This is a genomic window from Mammaliicoccus sp. F-M27, assembly GCF_022387115.1.
Classification (GTDB): domain Bacteria; phylum Bacillota; class Bacilli; order Staphylococcales; family Staphylococcaceae; genus Mammaliicoccus; species Mammaliicoccus vitulinus.
Map to the genome: position 1 here is coordinate 33,262 of NZ_JAJNIE010000010.1, position 20,470 is coordinate 53,731.

Below are 20,470 nucleotides of genomic sequence, written 5' to 3' on the forward strand. Positions count from 1 at the left end.
TTTTATATGAGGTGACGTATTTTTGACTCAATTTTTACCAAACTTTTTATCAGAACCCATTCATTTATCATTAGTTATGATTACGATCATCGCTCTAATATATGTATTTGTTCATCATAGAAGACAACAACCTATTTTAAGTTTGATAGACATCATTTTAGGATATTTCCCTATTTTAATTCATGAGATGGGCCATGTTATAGCCAATAAGCTATCTGGTGGTAAACCTAAAGATTTAGTGGTTGTCTGGCGTAGAAAAGAACGTATAGAAACCGGTAGACAAGGTTATGCTATTACAGGCTCTAAATCAAGATTAAATCAATTTATAACGACATTGTTCGGTTATATTATGCCACCTATTATGCTTATTTTAGGCGTATGGCTTAAACACCATACATATGGACCGATATTCTTACTTATCCTTCTTTTAATGTTTTTATTCTATGTCATACTTACATCTAAGAAATTTATCCCAAGCATCATTTTAGTTGTTATAGCTGTAGCATTATACGAAGTCATTTCAGCTCCGAACATACATGACTTTGGACAAATTACGACTTATATATATCATTTGAGTTTAGGTACATTATTAGGTGAAGTTGCCCAATCTAGCATTACGATATTCTTATTAACGTTCTCAAGAGCGCGACAAGAATGGGATGGTAGTCAATTAAGACAACTCACTAAAATTCCTACAGTAGTCTTTAGTTTTATTTGGATTGTGATTAATGTTTATGCTGTTATGTATACGTTTAATGTTTTATGGACATAAAAAAACCAATAAAGAATCGTGTTTGTTTCCGATTCTTTATTGGTTATTTTTTTATGCCAAATAAGTAAGATGCGTTTGTTTCACTAATCATAATCGTTTTGCTATTGAGCTTCAGTTCTATAATTTGATTCAAACTGTCTTTCTTACTGATTGTAACAATGTCTCCAATATGCAATTCTTGATTGCTCAAATAGTCTAGTAAATTGACGTAGTCCATTACACGTTTAATTTCAACGTCGTCCCCTAGTTCAAATTCATTTAGTGAGGTGTTATATCGTTCTTCAATTTGATTCTCTCTCGGAATGATACCGCCATGAGGACAAGTATCAGGATATCCCATCAATTTATCTATCTTATCAATAAAACGATCAGATACACGATGCTCTAATATTTCCGCTTCTTCATGCACTTCATCCCATGAATATTCTAATTCTTCTATTAAAAATCTTTCGATAAGTCTATGCCTTTTAATAATATTTGCAGTATGATTTAAACCTTTTTGTGTTAATTTCACACCTTTATATGGACGAATGTCTACATAATCATCCTTTTTTAAACGTAACATCATTTCACTTACAGATGACGGTTTAATGTCTAAATCATGAGCTAAATTTTTATTTGATACATAATCCGTTGTTCCATTTAACCCGAAAATTGCTTTTAAATAATCTTCTTGTTCTTCAGTCAACATCTGATCTGACCTCACTTTTATTATCATATTTTTTATTGTACCACGATTTATTTTTACAAGCTATCTCTTGACTTTGCCTAATTTTATAATATAATCGAACTATAGTTTAGGTTAGCCTAAACTTATTTTTAGAAAAAGGTGATAACATGTTACAGGTCAAAAATATGGATTTATTTATAGGTCAACAGCACATATTACATGATGTTAACTTAACAATTGAATCTTCGGGAGAGTTAATAGGTATTATGGGACCAAATGGTGCGGGTAAATCCTCGTTGATTAAATCCATTTTAGGTGAATTTAACGCAACAGGTGAAGCTTTTTGGAATGGTAAACCGCTTAAACAGCAACTTACACAATTGACTTACATTCCACAAAGAAACCAACTTGATTTAGATTTCCCTATTACCGTTAAAGACAGTTTAATAACTGGCTACTATCAAACTTCTGGTTGGTTTAGACCTATTAAAAAAGAAGCTTATATAAAAAGAGATCGACTATTGGCTGACTTACAGTTAACTGATTTGAAAGACAAAACATTAAACCAGTTAAGCGGCGGGCAATTACAACGTGTTCTCTTAGCTAAAGCTTTAATGAAAGATGGCGATTTGTTATGTCTTGATGAACCCTTTGTTGGTATTGACTTTAGAAGCGAAGAAATCATGATACAAATATTACGACAATTAAAATCAGAAGGTAAACTGATTCTAATTGTTCATCATGATATTCATAAAGCTAAAGAATATTTCGATAGAATCCTCCTCCTCAATCGATCAATCAAGTTCTTTGGATCAGCTTCAGAAGCTTTATCAGACGAAAACATTAAAGAAGTATTTTTAAAGGAAGGCGTTACATTATGATTAACGAATTTATCTCATCACTCATTAACTATAATTTTTTAAGTAGAGCTTTAATTACAGCTATCATAGTAGGTATTGTCTGTGGCGTTGTAGGAAGCCTTATTATATTAAGAGGTTTGTCATTAATGGGTGATGCCATGAGCCATGCTGTTCTACCAGGTGTCGCACTCAGTTATGTATTTAATATCCCAATGTTTATTGGTGCACTTGTTTCAGGTATGCTAACAAGTTTTCTTATAGGATATATTTCACAACATTCTAAGACAAAGAATGATGCTGCGATAGGCATTATTTTTACTGCATTCTTTTCTCTAGGTATTATAATCATAAGCCAAATCAACTCCTCAACTGATTTGTATCATATATTATTCGGGAATATTTTAGCAGTAACTTCTAATGCCTTTTACACAACAAGCATCGTCAGTATCATCGTCATTGCTTGTGTCATTATATTTTATAAACCACTACACTTATCAACTTTCGATCCAATCGCTGCTAGAATGAGTGGTTTAAACGTTAAATTGATTCATTATTTTGTCATGATTTTATTAGCACTTGTTACCGTGGCCAGCTTACAAACAGTTGGAATTATTTTAGTAGTTGCATTGCTGATTACACCAAGCTCAACAGCATTTTTAATAACTAAATCATTAAAATCGATGATGATTGTTGCGAGTACAATTAGTGCAATATGTGCGGCCTGTGGCATGTATATAAGTTACCTATACAACTTACCTAGTGGTGCTTGCATCGTACTAGTCTGCTGTTTCGTTTATATGATTACATTTGCCATACATAAAGTTAAATTAAAATTTATTTAAGGAGCGTATTATGAAAAAATTATTATTTCCGCTTATAGCTTTCATCTTATTATTAAGTGCATGTAATCAGACATCTTCCAAAGATGATAAACATTTAAAAGTCGTGACAACAAACTCTATACTTGCTGATATGACTAAAGAAATTACCAAATCAAATGCTAAAGTCACAAGCATCGTACCTATAGGACAAGATCCACACGAATACGAAATTAAACCTAAAGACGTTAAGGCACTTACAGATGCCGATGTGATTATATATAATGGCTTTAACTTAGAAAGTGGTAATGGTTGGTTTGAAAAAGCGCTAGAACAAGCCGGCAAAAAAATATCTGATAAAGAAGTTATACAAGCAACAGAAGATGTCACACCAATCTACTTAAAAGGTGGTAATGGAGATAAAAGCAAAATTGATCCACACGCTTGGTTAAGTATTGAAAATGGCATTAAATATGTGAATACGATCGAAAAGCATTTAAGCAGTTTAGATGAAGAACATGCTAAAGTATATAAGGCAAATTCAGAAAAATATAAAGATAAACTAGACAAATTGCACAACAAAACGTTAAATGCATTAAACGACATAAGCGAAGATAAACGTGCATTTATTACAAGTGAAGGTGCATTTAAATACTTTGCAAAAACATATCATATAAAACCAGGTTATATTTGGGAAATCAACACAGAGAAACAAGGAACACCAGACCAAATGAAACAAGCCATTAGCTTCGTTAAAAAGAATAACCTTTCATCATTAATCGTCGAAACAAGCGTAGATAAGAAAAGTATGCAAACTTTAGCAGAAGAAACAAATCTTGAAATTAAAGAAGAAGTCTTTACAGATTCAATCGGTAAAAAAGATTCTAAAGGAAATTCTTACTACAACATGATGGAACACAATGCCCAAGCAATACACAATAGTATGAAATAACAAATTGACTTTACGACAACACTATCGTGTAAAAAAACATATCGCGCTATTACTGAGAAAAATCAGTAGCGTGATATGTTTTTTGAATTGGGCATGATATCTGTTGAGTCTTCGTGCGTTTTGGCTGGATTTCACTAGAATCGCACGATATCTTTTGAGTCTTCGTGCGTTTTATCCAGTATTTACCAAAATCGCACGATATCTCTTGAGTCTTCGTGCGTTTTATCCATATTTTACCAGAATCGCACGATATCTTTTGAGTCTTCGTGCGTTTTACCCGGGATTTTATCATGTCAGGCCCCACATGATAAATAGCAAAAATCTCTATAATATTCCTCACGATTTTGTAAAGTGCTGACGCCCGGGGGAATAGTATGCCGCGCGCGACTACAGGCTCGAACCATACCCCTAGGCAAGCATGCACTTTCAAAATCGTCAAACTACATAAAAAAACATATCGCGCTATTACTGAGAAAGTCAGTAGCGTGATATGTTTTTTGAATTGGGCATGATATTCAAGACTCATTCTATTTTAAAGTTTAGTCATCTTTTTTCATAACTTGCTTATATTTACTAAATGTTTCTTTATCATTTTTAGCAAATGCTTCGTTCATAATTTGTCTTTTTTCTGCTCTTTTTCTTCTGTCTTTTTTCGTTTCTTTTCGATCATATCTGAAATTTAAAGATGTTCCTTTTTTCGTGAATTCTTTCATATACATATACGAACCAGAATTATACGCTGCTCTAATAATCATATGACCTGCAACTGGTGATGTTAAGTATAAGAATAATATCGTTAATAAAGTACGTACACTAAAATATTCTTTCGTAACTAAGAAATAAATAAATACACCTGTTAATGTAAGTAATACTGATAAAGTAGAGCTTTTAGTGGCAGCGTGACTTCTTAGAAATGTATCTCTAAATCTAACAATACCTATTGCACTTATTAAAGCTGCAATTGATCCTAGTAAGATAGATAAAGCGGCAATTAGACTAACGATCTCGCTTAGATTCAAAGACACGACCCCCTTCTATGAAACGCGATATACCAACAGTACTTAAGAAGGATAGTATCGCGATTATAAGACTTGCCTCTAAATAGCTGAATGTATCATAAATAATGCTCAACACACCCACAACTGAAACTAATATTGCACCAATGGCATCAAAAGCGATAACTCTATCTGCTGTAGTTGGCCCAATAATCGTTCTGAAAAGTACGACAACAATGGAAATACCATAAATAACAAGTGCTGTTTTTATAATTGTTAAAATGATAAATGACATCATTTAAGCACCTCCCAGATTAGTTTCTCATATTTCTTGATTTGCTTCGTTAAAATTTGTTTTTCTCGTTCTGAAATATCAATAGCATGTATAAAGAATCTTGTACCGTCAGGCGATAACCTTAACACGACTGAACCTGGTGTTAACATAATCAATAAGGTTAACAGCGTAATAGCCCAATCTTGTCTTAATGACGTTTCATACGTTACAAGACCTGGATTTACTTTATTCGTTTTGAAAAGAATATAGTTGATTGTTGTCATACTTGATGTTACAAGTTGATAGTTGTATACACAAATAAACTTGAATATAATCCATACTTTTTTTAAGTAGAAAACATGACCAAAAAATCTATGCATTAAGTAGACAATAAATATCCCTATAAAATACCCACCTATGAAGGTTGATAAGTGAAATTTATCTTCATCTTGAAACAAAGTCCATAAGAAGGCGATTAAAATGTTCAATAATAGTTGTGCCATTATTACTTCGCCTCCACTTCTACATTTGGAATAATTTCTTTGATATATGATTGTTCGTTCATATTAAAATGAGCAGCCAATTCTGAAATATTTAAGACATATTGAGAAGCTATACCTAATACAACTGTTGCAATCGTCAATATAATCATGGCATATAATTTATTTTTAGATAATACAACTTTCTTTGCTTGTAGCGTACCTTCTCGTCCGAAATACATGACTAAAAATACTCTGAGCAAGCTGTACATAGCGATTATACTTGAGAGTATCATCACGATAACACCTATTGTATATCCATTCTCTAATGCACCTTTTATGATTAATAATTTCCCAGGAAATCCACTAAACGGCGGTACACCACCAATTGATAATATTGTAATAAAGAATATGACACCTAAACTCGGATAGTATTTAATTAAACCACCAAATTGATCATAATATCTAGATCCAGCTAACAATACAAACGTACCAATGATTAAAAATAATAAAGTTTTGATAATCATATCATGGCTGACATAAAATATAGCGCCAGATATACCATCACTATTATTTGCACTTAAGCCAAGTACTGCAAAACCTATCGACAGAATAACTTGGTATGCTGCAATCTTCTTAATATCTTTAAATCCTAATACACCAATACATCCAATTAGCATCGTAATAATTGCCATTATATATAATAAGAAATGCGTCACTTCAGGCTTTTCATCGAACATGAGTACCATAACTCTAATTAGTGCATATACACCAACTTTCGTCATAAGACTCGCAAACAATGCAGCTAACTCTGTATTTAATGCAGCATATGCTTTTGGTAACCACATAAACAATACGAGCGCAGCTTTACCACCGAAGACAAATATCATAATAATTGCGACTAAAGTGACAGTCGTTGGCTGATTACTGTCACTAACCCTCATCGCAATATGTCCGAAATTGAGCGTACCTAATGTTCCATATAAATATGCAACGCCCATTAAGAAGAACCATGAGCTTACAACATTAATGACAACGTAGATTATACTCGCTCTCAATTGCTCAATCGATTGTCCCAGTGTTAATAACACAAATGAAGACAAGAGCATAATTTCAAACATGACATATAAATTAAATATATCTGCTGTTAGAAAACTACCATTTACACCAGTTAGTAAAAACAGTATAAACGAAGGTAAAAAGTATCTATTCGCATCTCTTTCTCGTTTACCAAAACCAAAATAAATGATCACCGTAACGACAAAACAAGAAACAGTAGTGAACAGAAGCCCCAGTTCATCACCGACAAACTGTATACCAAAAGGTGGCTGCCAGTCTCCAAAATTAATAACTAACGCTTTATTTAAACTGACTTCTACTAAAAGCCAGGCTGTTATAATAGTCGTAATGGTTAAACTTGTTATCGCGATACGTCTTGTTAACGTTAATCGTTCTTTAAAGAAGAACAGTATTAATCCAGTAACTAAAGGAACGAGTAATGGTATTAATATTAAATTATTCATCTACATCTTCATCCTCACCGCGTAACGCCTCTATTCTGTTCACTTTCGTTAACTTAAATGTTCTATAAACAAGCACTAATAAAAATGCTGTAACAGCAAAACCAATAACGATTGCCGTTAATATTAATGCTTGAGGTAAAGGATCGACATAATCTTTGCCTTCTCCATTTATAAGGGGAACATTATTCCCGCCAAATTCGCTCATTGATAAAATCATTAAGTTTGCTACGTGTGTATAAATTGCTGTTCCAATAACAATTCGAATTAAGTTCTTAGATAAAATCATGTATGTTCCGACAAATGTCAAAACGCCTATTATAATTACAAGTATTAAATTCAACTGTTATCACCACTTATCGCAAGCATGATTGTTACAACGGCCCCTACTACTGTGAGTAGTATTCCGAGCTCAAAAAGTGTAACACTTGATAAATGAATTTCACCTAACAATGGCAATGTCATATATCCATCTTCATGAGTTAACATTGGGTGTCCAAACAACATAGGTATAATGCCTGTTGCAATGGAAATTAAACAACCAATGATTGTAACTGCTCTAAAATCTAATGGCATCGAGTGAACAACTGTTTCAACATCAAAAGCTAAAAACATTAAGATAAAGGCTGAACTAAAAACAAGTCCACCTATAAATCCGCCACCTGGGTTATCGTGACCTGCAAGAAAAATATAAAATCCAAACGTCAAAATAATAAAAATGGCTATTTTGGATATTGTTTCTAATACAACATCATTTTCTTTCATTAGGATCACCCTTTCTTATCTTAAATTTAACTAGTGTGTATATACCTAATCCAGCAATCAATATAACAATGCCTTCTAACATTGTATCTAGCGCTCTAAAGTCACCGAGTATACCATTTACGATGTTTTTAACACCTGCTAATTCATCTGCATTTGCATAATAGTAAGAAATTTTATCGAACAGACTATCTTGTTGCATCATAATCACGAAGATTACGACAAACACAGCCATTAATAATGAAATCGCCAATTTAATGAATTCACTTAAGACATTTGGATTGTCTTTCTGTACGTTTGGCAAATGATAAAATACTAATAAAAACAACACTGTTGTAATTGTTTCAATAACGAGTTGTGTTAATGCTAAATCTGGTGCTTTCATAAATATAAATACAACTGCGATAGAATAACCAATGACACCATTTAATATGGTCATCGTCATTCTTTCACGTATAAACATCAATGCTGTCGCAGTAATAACGATATTAATTAATATAATAATTTCAAAAGTAGAAGCTTCCGTAATATGATAATAAGCAATATCATAAATGCCCACTTGATAAATACCATATCCTATTATGACAAAGAATATGACGTATATAATGTGTAAATATTGATTCAATTTATTATTCATAATACCTTGAATCAAAAACGTACTTACACGATCTAGTAGTCTCATACCTTGTGAATAAAGTGTATTAATTTCAAATTGTTTAGAAATCTTACTATAAATCACGTTCCACTTAGGCAAGAGTACAAGTAATATACCTATAATATAAATACCTAACGTTAAGAATAATTCTACTGTGAAACCATGCCACGCTTTAATATGAGGTATATGATTCATAATTTGATCGTCATGGAATATATCTCTCAACGCTGGACCAATTAAATACTCTCCTAACACATTAGGCACAAAGAATATAACCGGAACAAACAACACAATGATAAATGGTGCGATTAATAGTCCACCACCATCGTGACGAGGTACTTTAGGTAATTGTTCTTGTTTAATTTTCCCAAAGAATGGTTCTTTGATTAGCTTCATACAATATACAAATGTGAAAATACTTCCTACAAAACCTGCTGTTATCATAACAATCGACATTGTTTGATTAAATATATCTGTATGTCCCGTTTCAACTAAACTTGTAAAAAATTTCTCTTTACTTAAAAATCCATTAAACAAAGGAATACCAGCCATTGATAGCGCACTTATCGTCATGACAACTGCTGTTATTGGCATAATTGTTCGTAATCCGCCGAGCTTGTTAACATCTCTCGTGCCTGTTTCATGGTCAATAATTCCGACGCCCATAAAGAGTACACTTTTGAAAATAGCGTGATTAATTAAGTGGAATATCGCTGCAAATAAACTTGCTAAAAATATTTCATTATCCGCTTTAAAACCATTATTCAGAGCAAGTAGTCCTAATCCAATCATCGTCATAATCATACCGAGCTGACTGATTGTAGAATAAGCTAACATTGCTTTTAAGTCTTTCTTATTTACTGCAAAGAATGATCCCACCAATAACGTTATGAGCCCGATCGTAACGACCGTGTATACAACCCATTCACTCTGACCAATAATTGGTGTAAATCTTAATAGTAAATATAAACCTGCTTTAACCATAGTCGCTGAATGCAAATAAGCACTCACTGGTGTCGGTGCTTCCATAGCATCCGGTAACCAAATATGGAATGGAAACTGTGCTGATTTCGTAAATGCGCCGAGTAAGATTAAAATGACTGCAAGTACAAACCATGGCGATTCAAAAATTTTATCTACCATACCTACTTGTTCAGTAATTGTATTCGTACCCGTAATACTATATAGCAGAATTAAACCTACTAACATAGCCATTCCACCGAAAACAGTAATTAAAAATGATTTCAAAGCGCCTTCTTGACTTTTTTCGCGCTGATACCAATATGAAATAAGTAAGAATGATGAAATACTCGTTAATTCCCAAAATGTATATAATAAAATTGTGTTATTAGAAAGTACTACACCTAACATTGCTAACATAAACATTAATAAATACGTATAGAACCTTGGGAGATTGTCTTTTTCATGGGATAAATAATAAATAGCGTAAAGGAAGACACCCGCACCTATTAATGAAATAAGAAGTGCAAAAATTAAAGATAAACCATCTAGTCGTAAATCTAAGTTAACATCTATAATAGGTATCCATTCTTTAAAATATGTAACTGAATTACCATTGTAGATATACTTAATTTTACTAATAAAATAAATGGAACTAAGTAATGGAGCAATTAAACTTAGCCAACCTGCAAATCGACTAAACTTTGTATTCATAGTCATAAGAACTATTGACATTACAACTATAATCATGAAAAACAGCCATACTAAAGCCATACACTAACTCCTTTCTCTTTATATATTAAGTTCTATTGTTGTTTCTTTTTTTATTGTTGTGACATCAATAAATTTTAGCGTTTCTAATAAAGATTGATGACCAAGATACTTTTGAATAATAGAGACTGAAACGCCTGATTTGAATGCATGATATGCAAAAGTCTTTCTTAAAGAGTACAAACCAATATTTTTCAAACCTACTTCTTCAGCAGCCACATGAATAATTCTATAAGCTTGTTGCCTCGATAGTTGTTTTTTCGTTTTGATGGACATAAAGACAAAGTCATCTCTTTTAAGTCCTTCATCTTTTATAAAAGATGACAAACTTGATCTTAAATGTAGAGGTATAACAACTTTGATTAAGTCTTCCTCATCATTTATCCAATTATTTTTAATATCATTATCTTCATCTAATAAATCCTCAACTGTTATGTTCAATAATTTATTTACTTTCATTCCAGTATGAATAGCTAAACTAAACAATAAATAGTCTCTTTCACTATGAGATTTAAGCACTTCATACATCGCTCTTATATCATTTTTATTCTTAATTGGAGATACTTGTTGCATACATTTTGTCCATCCTTCCTAATTAAGGTACATATTAATAATAATATATATTTGAGTAACATGAAAGAAATTTCTACATCTTTTTGTCGATTTTACATAGATATTTCGATATATAAAGTAAAAGGAGGTTTTAAATATGGAAACAGTTAAAGATATTAACATCATATTATTACACCAAGATTTAGATGAAGCTTCTAAAGTAAAAACTGTTCAACGAAAATTTAATGCCATCAATTTAAACGTCACAAACGAACAAGTTAAAACCTTTAAAAGCATTATCGAAACATTAAGCGACGAAAATTTCAAAGATGCTTATATCGTCAAAACAATACAAATAGAAAATTAATGCTATCTCAAAAGAAACTGGAGGTGAAAACATGAGAAGAGTATTAGAACTAACATTTAAAACATCAACTGAAAAAACATTTACACTTCAAATCCAAAATCCTAAAGCGGATTTAACAAAAGATATTGTTGAACAAGCGATGAATAAAATCATGAAACTAAACTTATTTGATTTATCAAAAGGCGAATTAGTTTCAATCCATTCAGCACAGTATATTGAACGTAGTACTCGCCCACTTATTAAATAATAATTTAAGACAACAAAAACATACTGGGACATAAATACCCATTCTCAAATAAAGAGAGCTAATCCATAATTTTCGGATTAGCTCTCTTTATTTTATTTATAAAATCTACGATTTTGAAAGTGCATGCTTGCCTAGGGCATGATTCGAAGACTACAGGCTGAGAACATGCCCGCGGAAAGCATGCGCATAAAAAAATGCCGGCAAAGTCTAAAAAACTTTGTCGACACACTGAAACCACACTCAAAATTTTTTGAGTGTGGTTTCTTTGTTTTATATATCTTGTACTAACTCTTTATAAAGCGCTTTATGATTTTCATCCATATAATAATAAACTTTTCTTTCATCGAGATTACTTCTATATTTATCAATTAAACCTTTTCGATATAGTTTCGCTAAATTTGTACCTATATTTGATGGTCTAGTCTCAAGCTCTGTTAATTTACCACTAAGTATTTCTTTTATTGTAATTTCTTTTGCTCTAAATATTTCCTCTAATATAATGAAATCAACTAATGATAGACGCTTATCATTTTTTAAATTTGTTATTTTATTTTCATAATCAATCATTTCTTGAATTGTTTGGTTAAATATATCTGTCATTTTAAACCCTCCCGATTTATATTCTCCCGATTTTTAATAGTTCACAACACACAAATTGCGTTAATTATTATTGTAAACAGTTTTAAATTCATATTTTGATTAAATCAATTAAAATATTTGATTTATTATAAAGTATCTTATCCACTTTATTGAATTAGGTAACATTTACTTACTTTTTTTGATATCATGGGAATACAAAGATTTAAAATGTGACAATATTTGATGTTTTATTCCAATATTTGTCTTTAAACAGAGGTGATTATTTGTATAATTATAAGATTACAATACATAAAGAGAGTATTATTAACCCTAAAAAGTTAGGATTTGGCGCGTTATGTTTCATTCTTGAAGGTAAAGCTGAACTAACATTAAATCATACGAGCTATATTTTTAACGTCGGTGATTTATTCTACTTACAAGATAATGATAACTATTTACCTATTATCAACAAAGGTTTAGTTGCCATTCTTCATATTAGTTACTCAACGATGGAAAGCTTAAGTGGCGAGGAAGCTTTTGTCTTTAAAATTCCTAAAACAACCAAGACAAATGAATTGAATAGATACAAACATCAACTTAAAGATTTGTTTATTAGGTGTCTTTTAGCTGATTTAACTAACATAAAAATTAGACGTAGTCATTATGTTGTAGAAATATATAAAATTATGTATGAACGATTTAGAGTGGACACTAAAAATTATGGACATATAGAAATAGAATTAAGCAGTCTTATTTATAAAGTGAAACAATATATTGATCATCATTACCAAGATAGACTTTCGCTAAATAGTGTAGCAAGCCAGTTTTATATTTCTCCCGAGCATTTATCAAGAGAATTTTCGAAACAAATGGGCACTACATTTATTCAATATTTAAAAGAAACAAGGTTATTCCAAGCTACTTACGCTTTATTGTTCACGCAATTTAAGATTGAACAAATTGCCAATAGTCATGGTTTCTCAAGTTACCATAACTTTAATCGACAATTTAAAGATCAATTTCATGTAACGCCAAATCAATACAGGTTGCAATATAAGCTACACAAAGAAAAAAAGGAAAACGAAATAATCTCCAAAGATTATAAAGCATCCCTTATTGAAAAATTACAAAAAATGATGCACAATAAATCGCTCGTTCATGAGTATAAAAAATTATCATTAAATGATATTCCACTTAAGACTTTAGTAGCGCATCATAAGACGTATTTACATATTGGTGATGTTTATGATTTCTACACACCTTTTCTCAAAGAAATTTTAGTGAATGTTGAGAAGATGATCCAAACACCTATCATTGTTATTCATTGTTCCTTGAAAAAATTCTTTAATGACGATCAGACAAATCATTATAAACAGAATTTAGCATTTTGTTTAAGTATGTTCTCAGATACTCGTATCATTCCTTCAATAAAGATTTACGATATTGATTTGGACGATCCTAATATTAAAACGAATTGGCATGAACTGATAGATATCATACATAACTACTTTTATAATAAAAACGGAGAAATTTTCTTTGATGTGAACTATGAAAAAGTTTATCAGATGATACCTCAAATAAGAGAAACAAAAGAGAGACTTCAAGATATAAAAATTATGCTAAATGCTCCGAATCCATTCGAATATGTTTATGAAGATTTGGAAGTAGATATAGCGCAATTTAAAGACATAGACGGCTTTGCTTTAAGTTATAATTTTAATGATTTATATGATTTAGATGAAATGAATAACTATGATATTGCTAAAATCACAAATCAATATACAGAACAATTGATTCAAAACATGGCATATTTAAAGTCTCATGATAAAGAAGTGATTCCGATAGAATGGAATGTTTTAAATGGTGACACATATTCAAGTAGTGACTTTTATTTTAATGCGTCAATCATGTTAAAACATTTATTAAGTATTACGAACTATATTTCAGGAACTGGGTTCTGGCTGATGGAAGAGTCATCCAATAAATATGCATCCATTAAACAACCGCTATCGTTATACTTAAAATACCATTGTAAAAGTCCTACAAATTACTTGTTAACGATATTGGGTCATTTTAATGGGCATCAATTTTATGAAGGACCGAATTACATTAAATTTGAAATACACAACAAAATATTTTATTTATTATTCAATTATGAACTTTATCACCCTCATGATATCAATTATCAAAATAATATAGGTATTATTTTATCTTTTCGAGATATACCATTCGATAAGTTTAGAATTACGAAAATTACTTTTGACCAAGATAATGGCAATATATTTAAAGCAATTAGAAAATTAGATCACAATGACGGCAATTTAGATTACTTGAATACCGTTTTATTAGATAGATATTGCTCTCCTGATATTCAAATGGCTGATTATAACAGTAACAATATAGAGGAAACATACTATGTAAAAACAAATGGCGTAAAATTACTAATCGTCCAAAATAGAAGCTAAGTTAATATAGAGTAAAAATAGGTTACTGAGCATAAATAGATACCTCAAAATAAAATCTTACGATTTTGAAAGTGCATGCTTGCCTGGGGTATGGCTCGAGCCTGTAGTCGCGCGCGTCATACTATTCCCCCGGGCGTCAGCACTTTGCAAAATCGTGGAGAATATTATAAAGATTTTTTGCTATTTATCATGTGGAGCTTGACTTGATAAATTCATAGCCTCTATTTATCATGTGGAGCCTGACTTGATAATTTCAACAGCTCTATTTATCATATATAAAAAAAAGCGTAAATTCTTATTTCAAAGAATTTACGCTTTTTTAATTAATCTAGTTCTAAGTTTGAACGATAATTATCGACAACTTCTTTTTTACTAGCATCACTAGGTACGAAGTAATATAATCCATCATCTAGAATTGCATCTTGTCCTTCTAATTGATTTCTATCTACATTATCTAATGCGTCGCTATATTTAGATCTCAAACTATTTATTTGAGAAATCTTCAAGTCTGTTTGAACATTATCACCTAAAGTATCAAAGATTTGATTGATTTTTGGTAATGAACCAACACTAACGAGTTCGTTTGCTAATGCTTGGATAACAAGTTGTTGACGTTCTTGTCTACCAAAGTCTCCTCCAGCACCGTCTTCTTTTCTACTTCTTATAAACGCTAATGCTTCTTCGCCATTAAGCTTATATTTTTGCCCTTTAACATAAGAGTTCCCTTTTACTGTAAACGTTGCATTACTTGTAACTGTTACGCCTCCAGCTTGGTCTACTAATTCTTTAACACCATCCATATTAATAGATGCATAATGGTCAACTGGAACATTCATAAGTTTCTCTAATGAATTAATCGCCATTTTAGGACCACCATATGCGTATGCATGGTTAATTTTTTCAACAGAACCTTGTCCTACTATTTCAGCTCTTGTATCTCTTGGAATACTTACCATAACAGTCTTTTTCTTATCGGGATTGATTGATAATAATACGATTGAATCCGATCTTTCTCCCCCACCATCAGCTGCTCTAGTAGAGTCTGAATCTATTCCAAATAAAGCAATCGATATCGGGTCACCGTTAACATCGACAGCTTTCTTTCGTAATTCTGATTTATCTCTGTCTAATGGATTATGTATTGAATTCCCTAATGCAAAAAATTTATATACGAAAAATGCCAACACTATTAAGAAGGCTAATAATAAAATAATTACTATTGTCGTAACTATTTTAAAGGCTGCTGACTTTGGTTTTTTCGTCGAACGCTCATATTGATTTGCCACGTGCTCTCAGTCCATTCTAGTTTTTTTCTTTATTATACATTTATTTTTTATACTTTGCCAATGCCAACATAATTATGTGCACAACTTAAATTTAAATATAAACAATAGCATTTTTATACTAGGATTTTCCACTTATTACTGGAAAATATATACATTATATGATAAAGTATTCTTGTAAATCTACAACGTTACTTGCTTTAAATTTTTAGACATATTAAACGGGAAAGAGGATGAGATTCGGCGATCTCATCCTCTCTTTTTACGTCTTTTTTTAGTAGTATTTGATTTAATAACTTTCGTCGTTATGTCATACTCATCAGGATATCTAACTCTAACAATATCACCATAAAATAAGCGTTGTTCTCCATACCTTTTACAAAGCGATAATTCAGGATAAACTTCTTCAACTTTCGCAATATAATTATAGGATTTATCTCTCTTCAATACATCAATAAAATATCCAGATTCAATATCTTTATTTGTTCCTGCATTAATAATAAATGACGTATCATCTAGTATTCTTATAATTTCAACTTGTTTCATAATTTCACGCTAGCCTTCTTTAATTCTTAAAATATGAAATATTATGATAAGTACTTAGTTGACTGATTTTAAAGTTTCATAGAGTTGAAGAATATTTAATATGAGATTTCTCTCTTCTTTACGATCAATTTTTTTATTATTTAATAAATTTTTTACTGTTTTTTTCTTTACATTACATAATTTGGCAATAGATTTATTAGTTAAATTATACTCTTTTTTCAATGTTTTTTCAATATAGTACTTAGAGTATTTTAATGCGTCTTTATTTTCTCCAATCGCCTCAAAATAGTTGAGTCTTTTTCCAATCTCATTTCTTTGTACATCTGTTAATACGCCTTGATTACCATGTAATAGTAATTCGTACTTTTCTTTTGACAGATTTAATAGCTTTCGTAATTGCTTGTCGTCTAATTCGTATTTATTTGAAACGTTCTGTATTCTTTCAGCATAATTTTTTTCATTAGCCTTTGCCATTCTATCACGTCCTTTGTTACTATTTTATATACCCAGAAATAGAAATTTTAAGCAATGATTTCCATAACATGATATGTTGGAAATACATTAATAATCTTAGGAAAGGTGCGATTACATATGCTTACACTTACAGATTCTGAAATTGAAAAACAATATTTTATGAAGGATGCTATTAAAGATACTCTGGCGTTATTTAACAAATTGGAACAAGAACAAATTATAGTTGAACATCGAACAGTTATTGAAATGCCTAATACGCACAACGCTATGCTCTATATGCCTTGCTTAGATTTAAAAGAAAAGCTTGGGACAATTAAAGTTATTTCTATTTTTCCTGATAATCCAAAAGTGAATTTATCTACTACACAAGGCAAAATATTAATTACTGAATTAGAAACTGGACAACATAAAGCAATCATCGATGCGAGTTATTTAACAAGATTAAGAACAGGTGCATTAAGTGGTATAGCGACTGACTATTTGAGCAGAAAAGATAGTCGTGTTTTAGGTGTGATTGGTACTGGAGGTATGGCGTTCGAACAAGTTTTAGGCATACTTGAAGTGAGAAACATTGAACATATTTATTTATTTAATAGAACATTTGAAAAAGCACAACTCTTTAAAGAAAAGCTGCAAGATTTTGGTATTAATATAGAGATCAGCGTAACTCAAGATGTACAAGAAGTTGTACAACATAGCGATATTATAAACTGTGCAACACGTTCAAATGAAGCTGTATTTAATGCTAAAGATTTAAAGGAAGGTACACATATTAATGGTGTTGGTTCATACCAACCTTCAATGCGCGAAATCGATATTAACGCAATAAAAAAATCATCCAAAATAGTATTTGATGATATTGGCGGTGCTCAAACCGAAGCTGGAGAATTTATTCAAGCTGAAAAAGAAGGCCACTTTAGTTTTGATAGTACATACGGGGATTTACAACAACTCGTATTACACAAAATAAATGGTCGTGAAGATGACACTGAAACGACCATTTTCAAATCCGTTGGCGCTGCTCATTTCGACTTGGCAGTAGGTATCGGTGTATTTAAAAAATTATTTTCGTAATTCATTTAAAGGACGATTACTATAAAAAGCATCATGTCATTAGTTAACGCCTAATGACATGATGCTTTTTTTGTATGAACTTTACAATCAAAATCTTATTATTCTATATACAATTCCACAGCATCTCTAGTTTTACTCATTGTTACAACATGCTCATCATAATTTCTAGATAAATAACTATAAAATAATATATCTATTGTCATAAGTTGTGAAATAAGCGAACTTGTTGCTGCAAGTCTCAAACTTTTTTCTGAGCTTGCATCGTGTATCAAATAAAAGTCCGCAACTTTTGCTAAAGTGGATTGTTCTGACTGAGTAAGTCCAACTGTTTTCACACCATATTTTCGAGCAACTTTTGCTAGAGATATTGTTTCGTTATTCTCACCTGAATTGGAAATGCCAATCAATATACAGCTTTTACTATGTGAAGCAATCGCTGTCGCTAAAAAATGTGTATCTAATGAATGAATGACTTGTTTACCTATTCTTGTGAATTTTTGATATAAATCTTGTGCTACTAAACTGGAAGCACCCACACCAAACACGATAATCGTCTGCGTATCGTATAATTGATCCACAATTTGATTGATACTTTCATCAGAAATATGTTTTTCAGTCATTTCAAGTGTGTGTGAAGCTCTCGTTATCAGTTTCTTACTGATTGAATCAACAGTCTCGTCTTGTTTAATTTCTTGATAAATACTTTGTTCATGTTGAGGTAAATATCTAGAAATCGCTAACTTCAAATCTGTGAAACCTTTAAAATTCAATTTATGTGTACATCTAATAACAGAAGCCGCACTTGTGTTTGTTATCTTTCCTAATTCTTTAGCACTTAAATTAATCGTTTTTTCAGGGTGTTCCATAAAATATTCAGCTATACGTTTTTCGTGTTTCGTTAAATGAGACATTTGTTCTTTTATAAATAAGAGTAAATGTTGATGTTCCATATCATTAGTCCTCTTCCAATTCTTGTGGTGCAGTCATTTCTTTATTTGTACCAAATAAGTATGTCGCAACAAATCCCCCTAGATAAGCTGCTAACAATCCTGCAATATATCCTAAGTACATGTTATCAGAAATTAAAGGAATAAGAGATACACCACTTGGTCCGATTGCTGTGGCGCCAACGTGACCGAGGCCACCGATAACAGCACCACCAACACCCCCACCAATACAAGCAGTAATAAATGGTCTGCCTAATGGTAATGTAACACCGTATATTAATGGCTCCCCAATACCTAAAATACCTACTGGCAATGCACCTTTTAATAAATTAATAATTTTTTTATTTTTTCTACATTTAAACCATAACGCAAATGCAGCACCTACTTGTCCTGCGCCTGCCATAGCTAATATCGGTAATAAATAAGTCGCGCCTGATTGGTTAATCATTTCAATATGGATAGGTGTTAAAACTTGATGTAATCCAAACATAACGAGTGGTAAGAAAGTCGCGCCTAATATAAATCCGCTGAATGCGCCACCTATATCTAACACCCAATCGATAACCCCTAACAATCCATTTGAAACAAATCCAGCTATAGGCATGATTAAGAAAATCGTACCGAGGCCCATTATAAATAATGTAATGGTCGGTGTAACAATAATATCTACAGAACTTGGTACAATTTTGTGTAGTTTCTTTTCAATTAATGACAATATCCAGACAGCGAATATGACACCAATGACACCACCTTGACCAGCAGCTAATGGCTCGCCATTAAATATGTTCTTTATCGGACTTTCAGGATCCATACCAGTGAGCATTGTTGTACCACCAATGACACCACCTAGTCCAGGTGTAGCACCAAACTCTTTAGCTGCATTAATCCCAACGTAAATAACGAGATATGCAAAAATACCATTTTTGATGATATCAAATATTAATACAAATTGTTCCCACGTTGCTCCATCTAATGTTCCAGCAGCTAACATATTTGAAATCACTGCTGCAATCCCACCTATTAAACCTGCACCAACAAAAGCAGGTATTAAAGGTACGAATATATTTGCGATAGATCTTAATACTTTTTTAAACGGTGATTGATTCTTTTTGTTTAAATTTTGTTTGAATAAATCCGCTTCTTTTTCTACTTGCTCCTTATTTGATGCTTTATGTTTAATGTCCTCCCCTAAATCGACACCAATTATTGAACTCATTTCATTTGCTACTTTATTAACAGTCCCTGGTCCAATAACGACTTGAAGCATATCATCTTCTACAACACCCATTACCCCTTTAATATTCTTTAGGCCTTCAACGTTTACTTTACTATAGTCAACGATGTTCATCCTAACACGCGTCATACAATGAATGACTTTATCTAAATTATCTCTTCCCCCGACTTCTTTCAAAATAGCTTGTGCGATTTCTCTTTCTTTTGACATAACC

General features: G+C 31.6%; 23 protein-coding genes. 8 read left to right on the forward strand and 15 right to left on the reverse strand.

Annotated elements, in window-relative coordinates; all coding sequences use genetic code 11:
- Positions 1–22: 22 nt before the first annotated feature.
- Entirely contained in the window at positions 23–772 is a 750-nt protein-coding gene (locus LQ598_RS10185) for a M50 family metallopeptidase (protein ID WP_103322638.1), read from the forward strand.
- Positions 773–815: 43 nt separating this feature from the next.
- On the opposite strand, the gene LQ598_RS10190 is transcribed toward LQ598_RS10185, so the two are convergent.
- Positions 816–1,463, reverse strand: a complete 648-nt coding sequence (locus LQ598_RS10190; protein ID WP_016912496.1) for a metal-dependent transcriptional regulator — start codon at positions 1,461–1,463, stop codon at positions 816–818.
- A 146-nt stretch (positions 1,464–1,609) separates the two neighbouring features.
- Here LQ598_RS10190 and LQ598_RS10195 point away from each other — a divergent pair, with 146 nt between their 5' ends.
- From LQ598_RS10195 to mntC, 3 genes are read left to right on the forward strand one after another with little or no spacing between them, the layout of a single operon-like run.
- A complete protein-coding gene (locus LQ598_RS10195; protein ID WP_107537123.1) occupies positions 1,610–2,323 on the forward strand; it encodes a metal ABC transporter ATP-binding protein in 714 nt (237 codons plus the stop codon).
- A complete protein-coding gene (locus LQ598_RS10200; protein ID WP_026023260.1) occupies positions 2,323–3,144 on the forward strand; it encodes a metal ABC transporter permease in 822 nt (273 codons plus the stop codon). The genes LQ598_RS10195 and LQ598_RS10200 overlap by 1 nt, the downstream gene beginning before the upstream one ends.
- Before the next feature lie 10 nt (positions 3,145–3,154).
- Entirely contained in the window at positions 3,155–4,072 is a 918-nt protein-coding gene (gene mntC, locus LQ598_RS10205; protein ID WP_016912499.1) for a manganese ABC transporter substrate-binding lipoprotein MntC, read from the forward strand.
- 539 nt (positions 4,073–4,611) lie between these two features.
- Here mntC and LQ598_RS10210 read toward each other — a convergent pair.
- The 8 genes from LQ598_RS10210 to LQ598_RS10245 are packed head-to-tail and all read right to left on the reverse strand — an operon-like array spanning position 4,612 to position 11,061.
- Positions 4,612–5,091, reverse strand: a complete 480-nt coding sequence (locus tag LQ598_RS10210) for a Na+/H+ antiporter subunit G (RefSeq protein WP_107537122.1) — start codon at positions 5,089–5,091, stop codon at positions 4,612–4,614.
- Positions 5,069–5,365, reverse strand: coding sequence for a Na(+)/H(+) antiporter subunit F1 (locus LQ598_RS10215; protein WP_016912805.1), 297 nt, complete (start codon positions 5,363–5,365; stop codon positions 5,069–5,071). The genes LQ598_RS10210 and LQ598_RS10215 overlap by 23 nt, the downstream gene beginning before the upstream one ends.
- Positions 5,362–5,844: a Na+/H+ antiporter subunit E gene (locus tag LQ598_RS10220; protein ID WP_016912804.1), complete on the reverse strand. Its 483-nt coding sequence runs from the start codon at positions 5,842–5,844 to the stop codon at positions 5,362–5,364. The genes LQ598_RS10215 and LQ598_RS10220 overlap by 4 nt, the downstream gene beginning before the upstream one ends.
- A gap of 2 nt (positions 5,845–5,846) precedes the next feature.
- Positions 5,847–7,343 (reverse strand): Na+/H+ antiporter subunit D, encoded by a 1,497-nt coding sequence (locus tag LQ598_RS10225; protein WP_016912803.1) that lies wholly within the window; start codon positions 7,341–7,343, stop codon positions 5,847–5,849.
- On the reverse strand, positions 7,336–7,683 hold the full coding sequence (locus LQ598_RS10230; RefSeq protein ID WP_016912802.1) for a Na(+)/H(+) antiporter subunit C: 348 nt from the start codon (positions 7,681–7,683) through the stop codon (positions 7,336–7,338). Before LQ598_RS10230 ends, LQ598_RS10225 begins: the two co-directional genes overlap by 8 nt.
- Positions 7,680–8,105: a monovalent cation/H+ antiporter subunit B gene (locus LQ598_RS10235; RefSeq protein ID WP_016912801.1), complete on the reverse strand. Its 426-nt coding sequence runs from the start codon at positions 8,103–8,105 to the stop codon at positions 7,680–7,682. Before LQ598_RS10235 ends, LQ598_RS10230 begins: the two co-directional genes overlap by 4 nt.
- Positions 8,092–10,491 (reverse strand): DUF4040 family protein, encoded by a 2,400-nt coding sequence (locus LQ598_RS10240; protein WP_107557238.1) that lies wholly within the window; start codon positions 10,489–10,491, stop codon positions 8,092–8,094. Before LQ598_RS10240 ends, LQ598_RS10235 begins: the two co-directional genes overlap by 14 nt.
- Positions 10,492–10,509: 18 nt before the next feature.
- Positions 10,510–11,061, reverse strand: coding sequence for a tyrosine-type recombinase/integrase (locus tag LQ598_RS10245; RefSeq protein ID WP_016912799.1), 552 nt, complete (start codon positions 11,059–11,061; stop codon positions 10,510–10,512).
- Positions 11,062–11,197: 136 nt separating this feature from the next.
- Here LQ598_RS10245 and LQ598_RS10250 point away from each other — a divergent pair, with 136 nt between their 5' ends.
- Both LQ598_RS10250 and LQ598_RS10255 read left to right on the forward strand, forming a co-directional pair.
- Positions 11,198–11,407 (forward strand): DUF1659 domain-containing protein, encoded by a 210-nt coding sequence (locus tag LQ598_RS10250; protein ID WP_239745475.1) that lies wholly within the window; start codon positions 11,198–11,200, stop codon positions 11,405–11,407.
- A 31-nt stretch (positions 11,408–11,438) separates the two neighbouring features.
- Entirely contained in the window at positions 11,439–11,654 is a 216-nt protein-coding gene (locus tag LQ598_RS10255) for a DUF2922 domain-containing protein (RefSeq protein ID WP_016912797.1), read from the forward strand.
- A 270-nt stretch (positions 11,655–11,924) separates the two neighbouring features.
- Here the strand turns inward: LQ598_RS10255 and LQ598_RS10260 are convergent, their stop codons facing one another.
- Positions 11,925–12,254, reverse strand: coding sequence for a MarR family transcriptional regulator (locus tag LQ598_RS10260; RefSeq protein ID WP_016913207.1), 330 nt, complete (start codon positions 12,252–12,254; stop codon positions 11,925–11,927).
- 263 nt (positions 12,255–12,517) lie between these two features.
- On the opposite strand from LQ598_RS10260, the gene LQ598_RS10265 reads away from it, so the two are divergent.
- A complete protein-coding gene (locus LQ598_RS10265; RefSeq protein WP_239745477.1) occupies positions 12,518–14,698 on the forward strand; it encodes an AraC family transcriptional regulator in 2,181 nt (726 codons plus the stop codon).
- 323 nt (positions 14,699–15,021) lie between these two features.
- Here the strand turns inward: LQ598_RS10265 and LQ598_RS10270 are convergent, their stop codons facing one another.
- The 3 genes from LQ598_RS10270 to LQ598_RS10280 all read right to left on the reverse strand — a co-directional run bounded on the left by LQ598_RS10270 (position 15,022) and on the right by LQ598_RS10280 (position 17,001).
- Positions 15,022–15,984, reverse strand: coding sequence for an LCP family protein (locus LQ598_RS10270; RefSeq protein WP_016912464.1), 963 nt, complete (start codon positions 15,982–15,984; stop codon positions 15,022–15,024).
- 246 nt (positions 15,985–16,230) lie between these two features.
- Positions 16,231–16,527, reverse strand: coding sequence for a hypothetical protein (locus tag LQ598_RS10275; RefSeq protein WP_016912463.1), 297 nt, complete (start codon positions 16,525–16,527; stop codon positions 16,231–16,233).
- A 54-nt stretch (positions 16,528–16,581) separates the two neighbouring features.
- The gene (locus LQ598_RS10280; protein WP_107557066.1) at positions 16,582–17,001 is read right to left on the reverse strand and encodes an HTH domain-containing protein; all 420 of its coding nucleotides are present in this window, start codon (positions 16,999–17,001) and stop codon (positions 16,582–16,584) included.
- 117 nt (positions 17,002–17,118) lie between these two features.
- Between LQ598_RS10280 and LQ598_RS10285 the strand changes: the two genes are divergently transcribed.
- Entirely contained in the window at positions 17,119–18,075 is a 957-nt protein-coding gene (locus LQ598_RS10285; protein WP_107536665.1) for an ornithine cyclodeaminase family protein, read from the forward strand.
- Between the two features lie 98 nt (positions 18,076–18,173).
- Here the strand turns inward: LQ598_RS10285 and LQ598_RS10290 are convergent, their stop codons facing one another.
- Both LQ598_RS10290 and LQ598_RS10295 read right to left on the reverse strand, forming a co-directional pair.
- Positions 18,174–19,025, reverse strand: coding sequence for a MurR/RpiR family transcriptional regulator (locus tag LQ598_RS10290; protein ID WP_016912460.1), 852 nt, complete (start codon positions 19,023–19,025; stop codon positions 18,174–18,176).
- A 4-nt stretch (positions 19,026–19,029) separates the two neighbouring features.
- Positions 19,030–20,466: a PTS transporter subunit EIIC gene (locus LQ598_RS10295; RefSeq protein ID WP_107536666.1), complete on the reverse strand. Its 1,437-nt coding sequence runs from the start codon at positions 20,464–20,466 to the stop codon at positions 19,030–19,032.
- Positions 20,467–20,470: the final 4 nt, after the last annotated feature.

Excerpts from the sequence above, each read along its gene's own strand:
- LQ598_RS10285 (WP_107536665.1), top strand. The coding sequence starts at position 17,119 with ATGCTTACACTTACAGATTCTGAAATTGAAAAACAATATTTTATGAAG.
- LQ598_RS10215 (WP_016912805.1), bottom strand. The coding sequence starts at position 5,365 with ATGATGTCATTTATCATTTTAACAATTATAAAAACAGCACTTGTTATT.
- LQ598_RS10280 (WP_107557066.1), bottom strand. The coding sequence starts at position 17,001 with ATGGCAAAGGCTAATGAAAAAAATTATGCTGAAAGAATACAGAACGTT.
- LQ598_RS10250 (WP_239745475.1), top strand. The coding sequence starts at position 11,198 with ATGGAAACAGTTAAAGATATTAACATCATATTATTACACCAAGATTTA.
- mntC (WP_016912499.1), top strand. The coding sequence starts at position 3,155 with ATGAAAAAATTATTATTTCCGCTTATAGCTTTCATCTTATTATTAAGT.
- LQ598_RS10245 (WP_016912799.1), bottom strand. The coding sequence starts at position 11,061 with ATGCAACAAGTATCTCCAATTAAGAATAAAAATGATATAAGAGCGATG.
- LQ598_RS10195 (WP_107537123.1), top strand. The coding sequence starts at position 1,610 with ATGTTACAGGTCAAAAATATGGATTTATTTATAGGTCAACAGCACATA.
- LQ598_RS10255 (WP_016912797.1), top strand. The coding sequence starts at position 11,439 with ATGAGAAGAGTATTAGAACTAACATTTAAAACATCAACTGAAAAAACA.
- LQ598_RS10235 (WP_016912801.1), bottom strand. The coding sequence starts at position 8,105 with ATGAAAGAAAATGATGTTGTATTAGAAACAATATCCAAAATAGCCATT.
- LQ598_RS10290 (WP_016912460.1), bottom strand. The coding sequence starts at position 19,025 with ATGGAACATCAACATTTACTCTTATTTATAAAAGAACAAATGTCTCAT.
- LQ598_RS10240 (WP_107557238.1), bottom strand. The coding sequence starts at position 10,491 with ATGGCTTTAGTATGGCTGTTTTTCATGATTATAGTTGTAATGTCAATA.
- LQ598_RS10275 (WP_016912463.1), bottom strand. The coding sequence starts at position 16,527 with ATGAAACAAGTTGAAATTATAAGAATACTAGATGATACGTCATTTATT.
- LQ598_RS10225 (WP_016912803.1), bottom strand. The coding sequence starts at position 7,343 with ATGAATAATTTAATATTAATACCATTACTCGTTCCTTTAGTTACTGGA.
- LQ598_RS10220 (WP_016912804.1), bottom strand. The coding sequence starts at position 5,844 with ATGGCACAACTATTATTGAACATTTTAATCGCCTTCTTATGGACTTTG.
- LQ598_RS10260 (WP_016913207.1), bottom strand. The coding sequence starts at position 12,254 with ATGACAGATATATTTAACCAAACAATTCAAGAAATGATTGATTATGAA.
- LQ598_RS10190 (WP_016912496.1), bottom strand. The coding sequence starts at position 1,463 with ATGTTGACTGAAGAACAAGAAGATTATTTAAAAGCAATTTTCGGGTTA.
- LQ598_RS10295 (WP_107536666.1), bottom strand. The coding sequence starts at position 20,466 with ATGTCAAAAGAAAGAGAAATCGCACAAGCTATTTTGAAAGAAGTCGGG.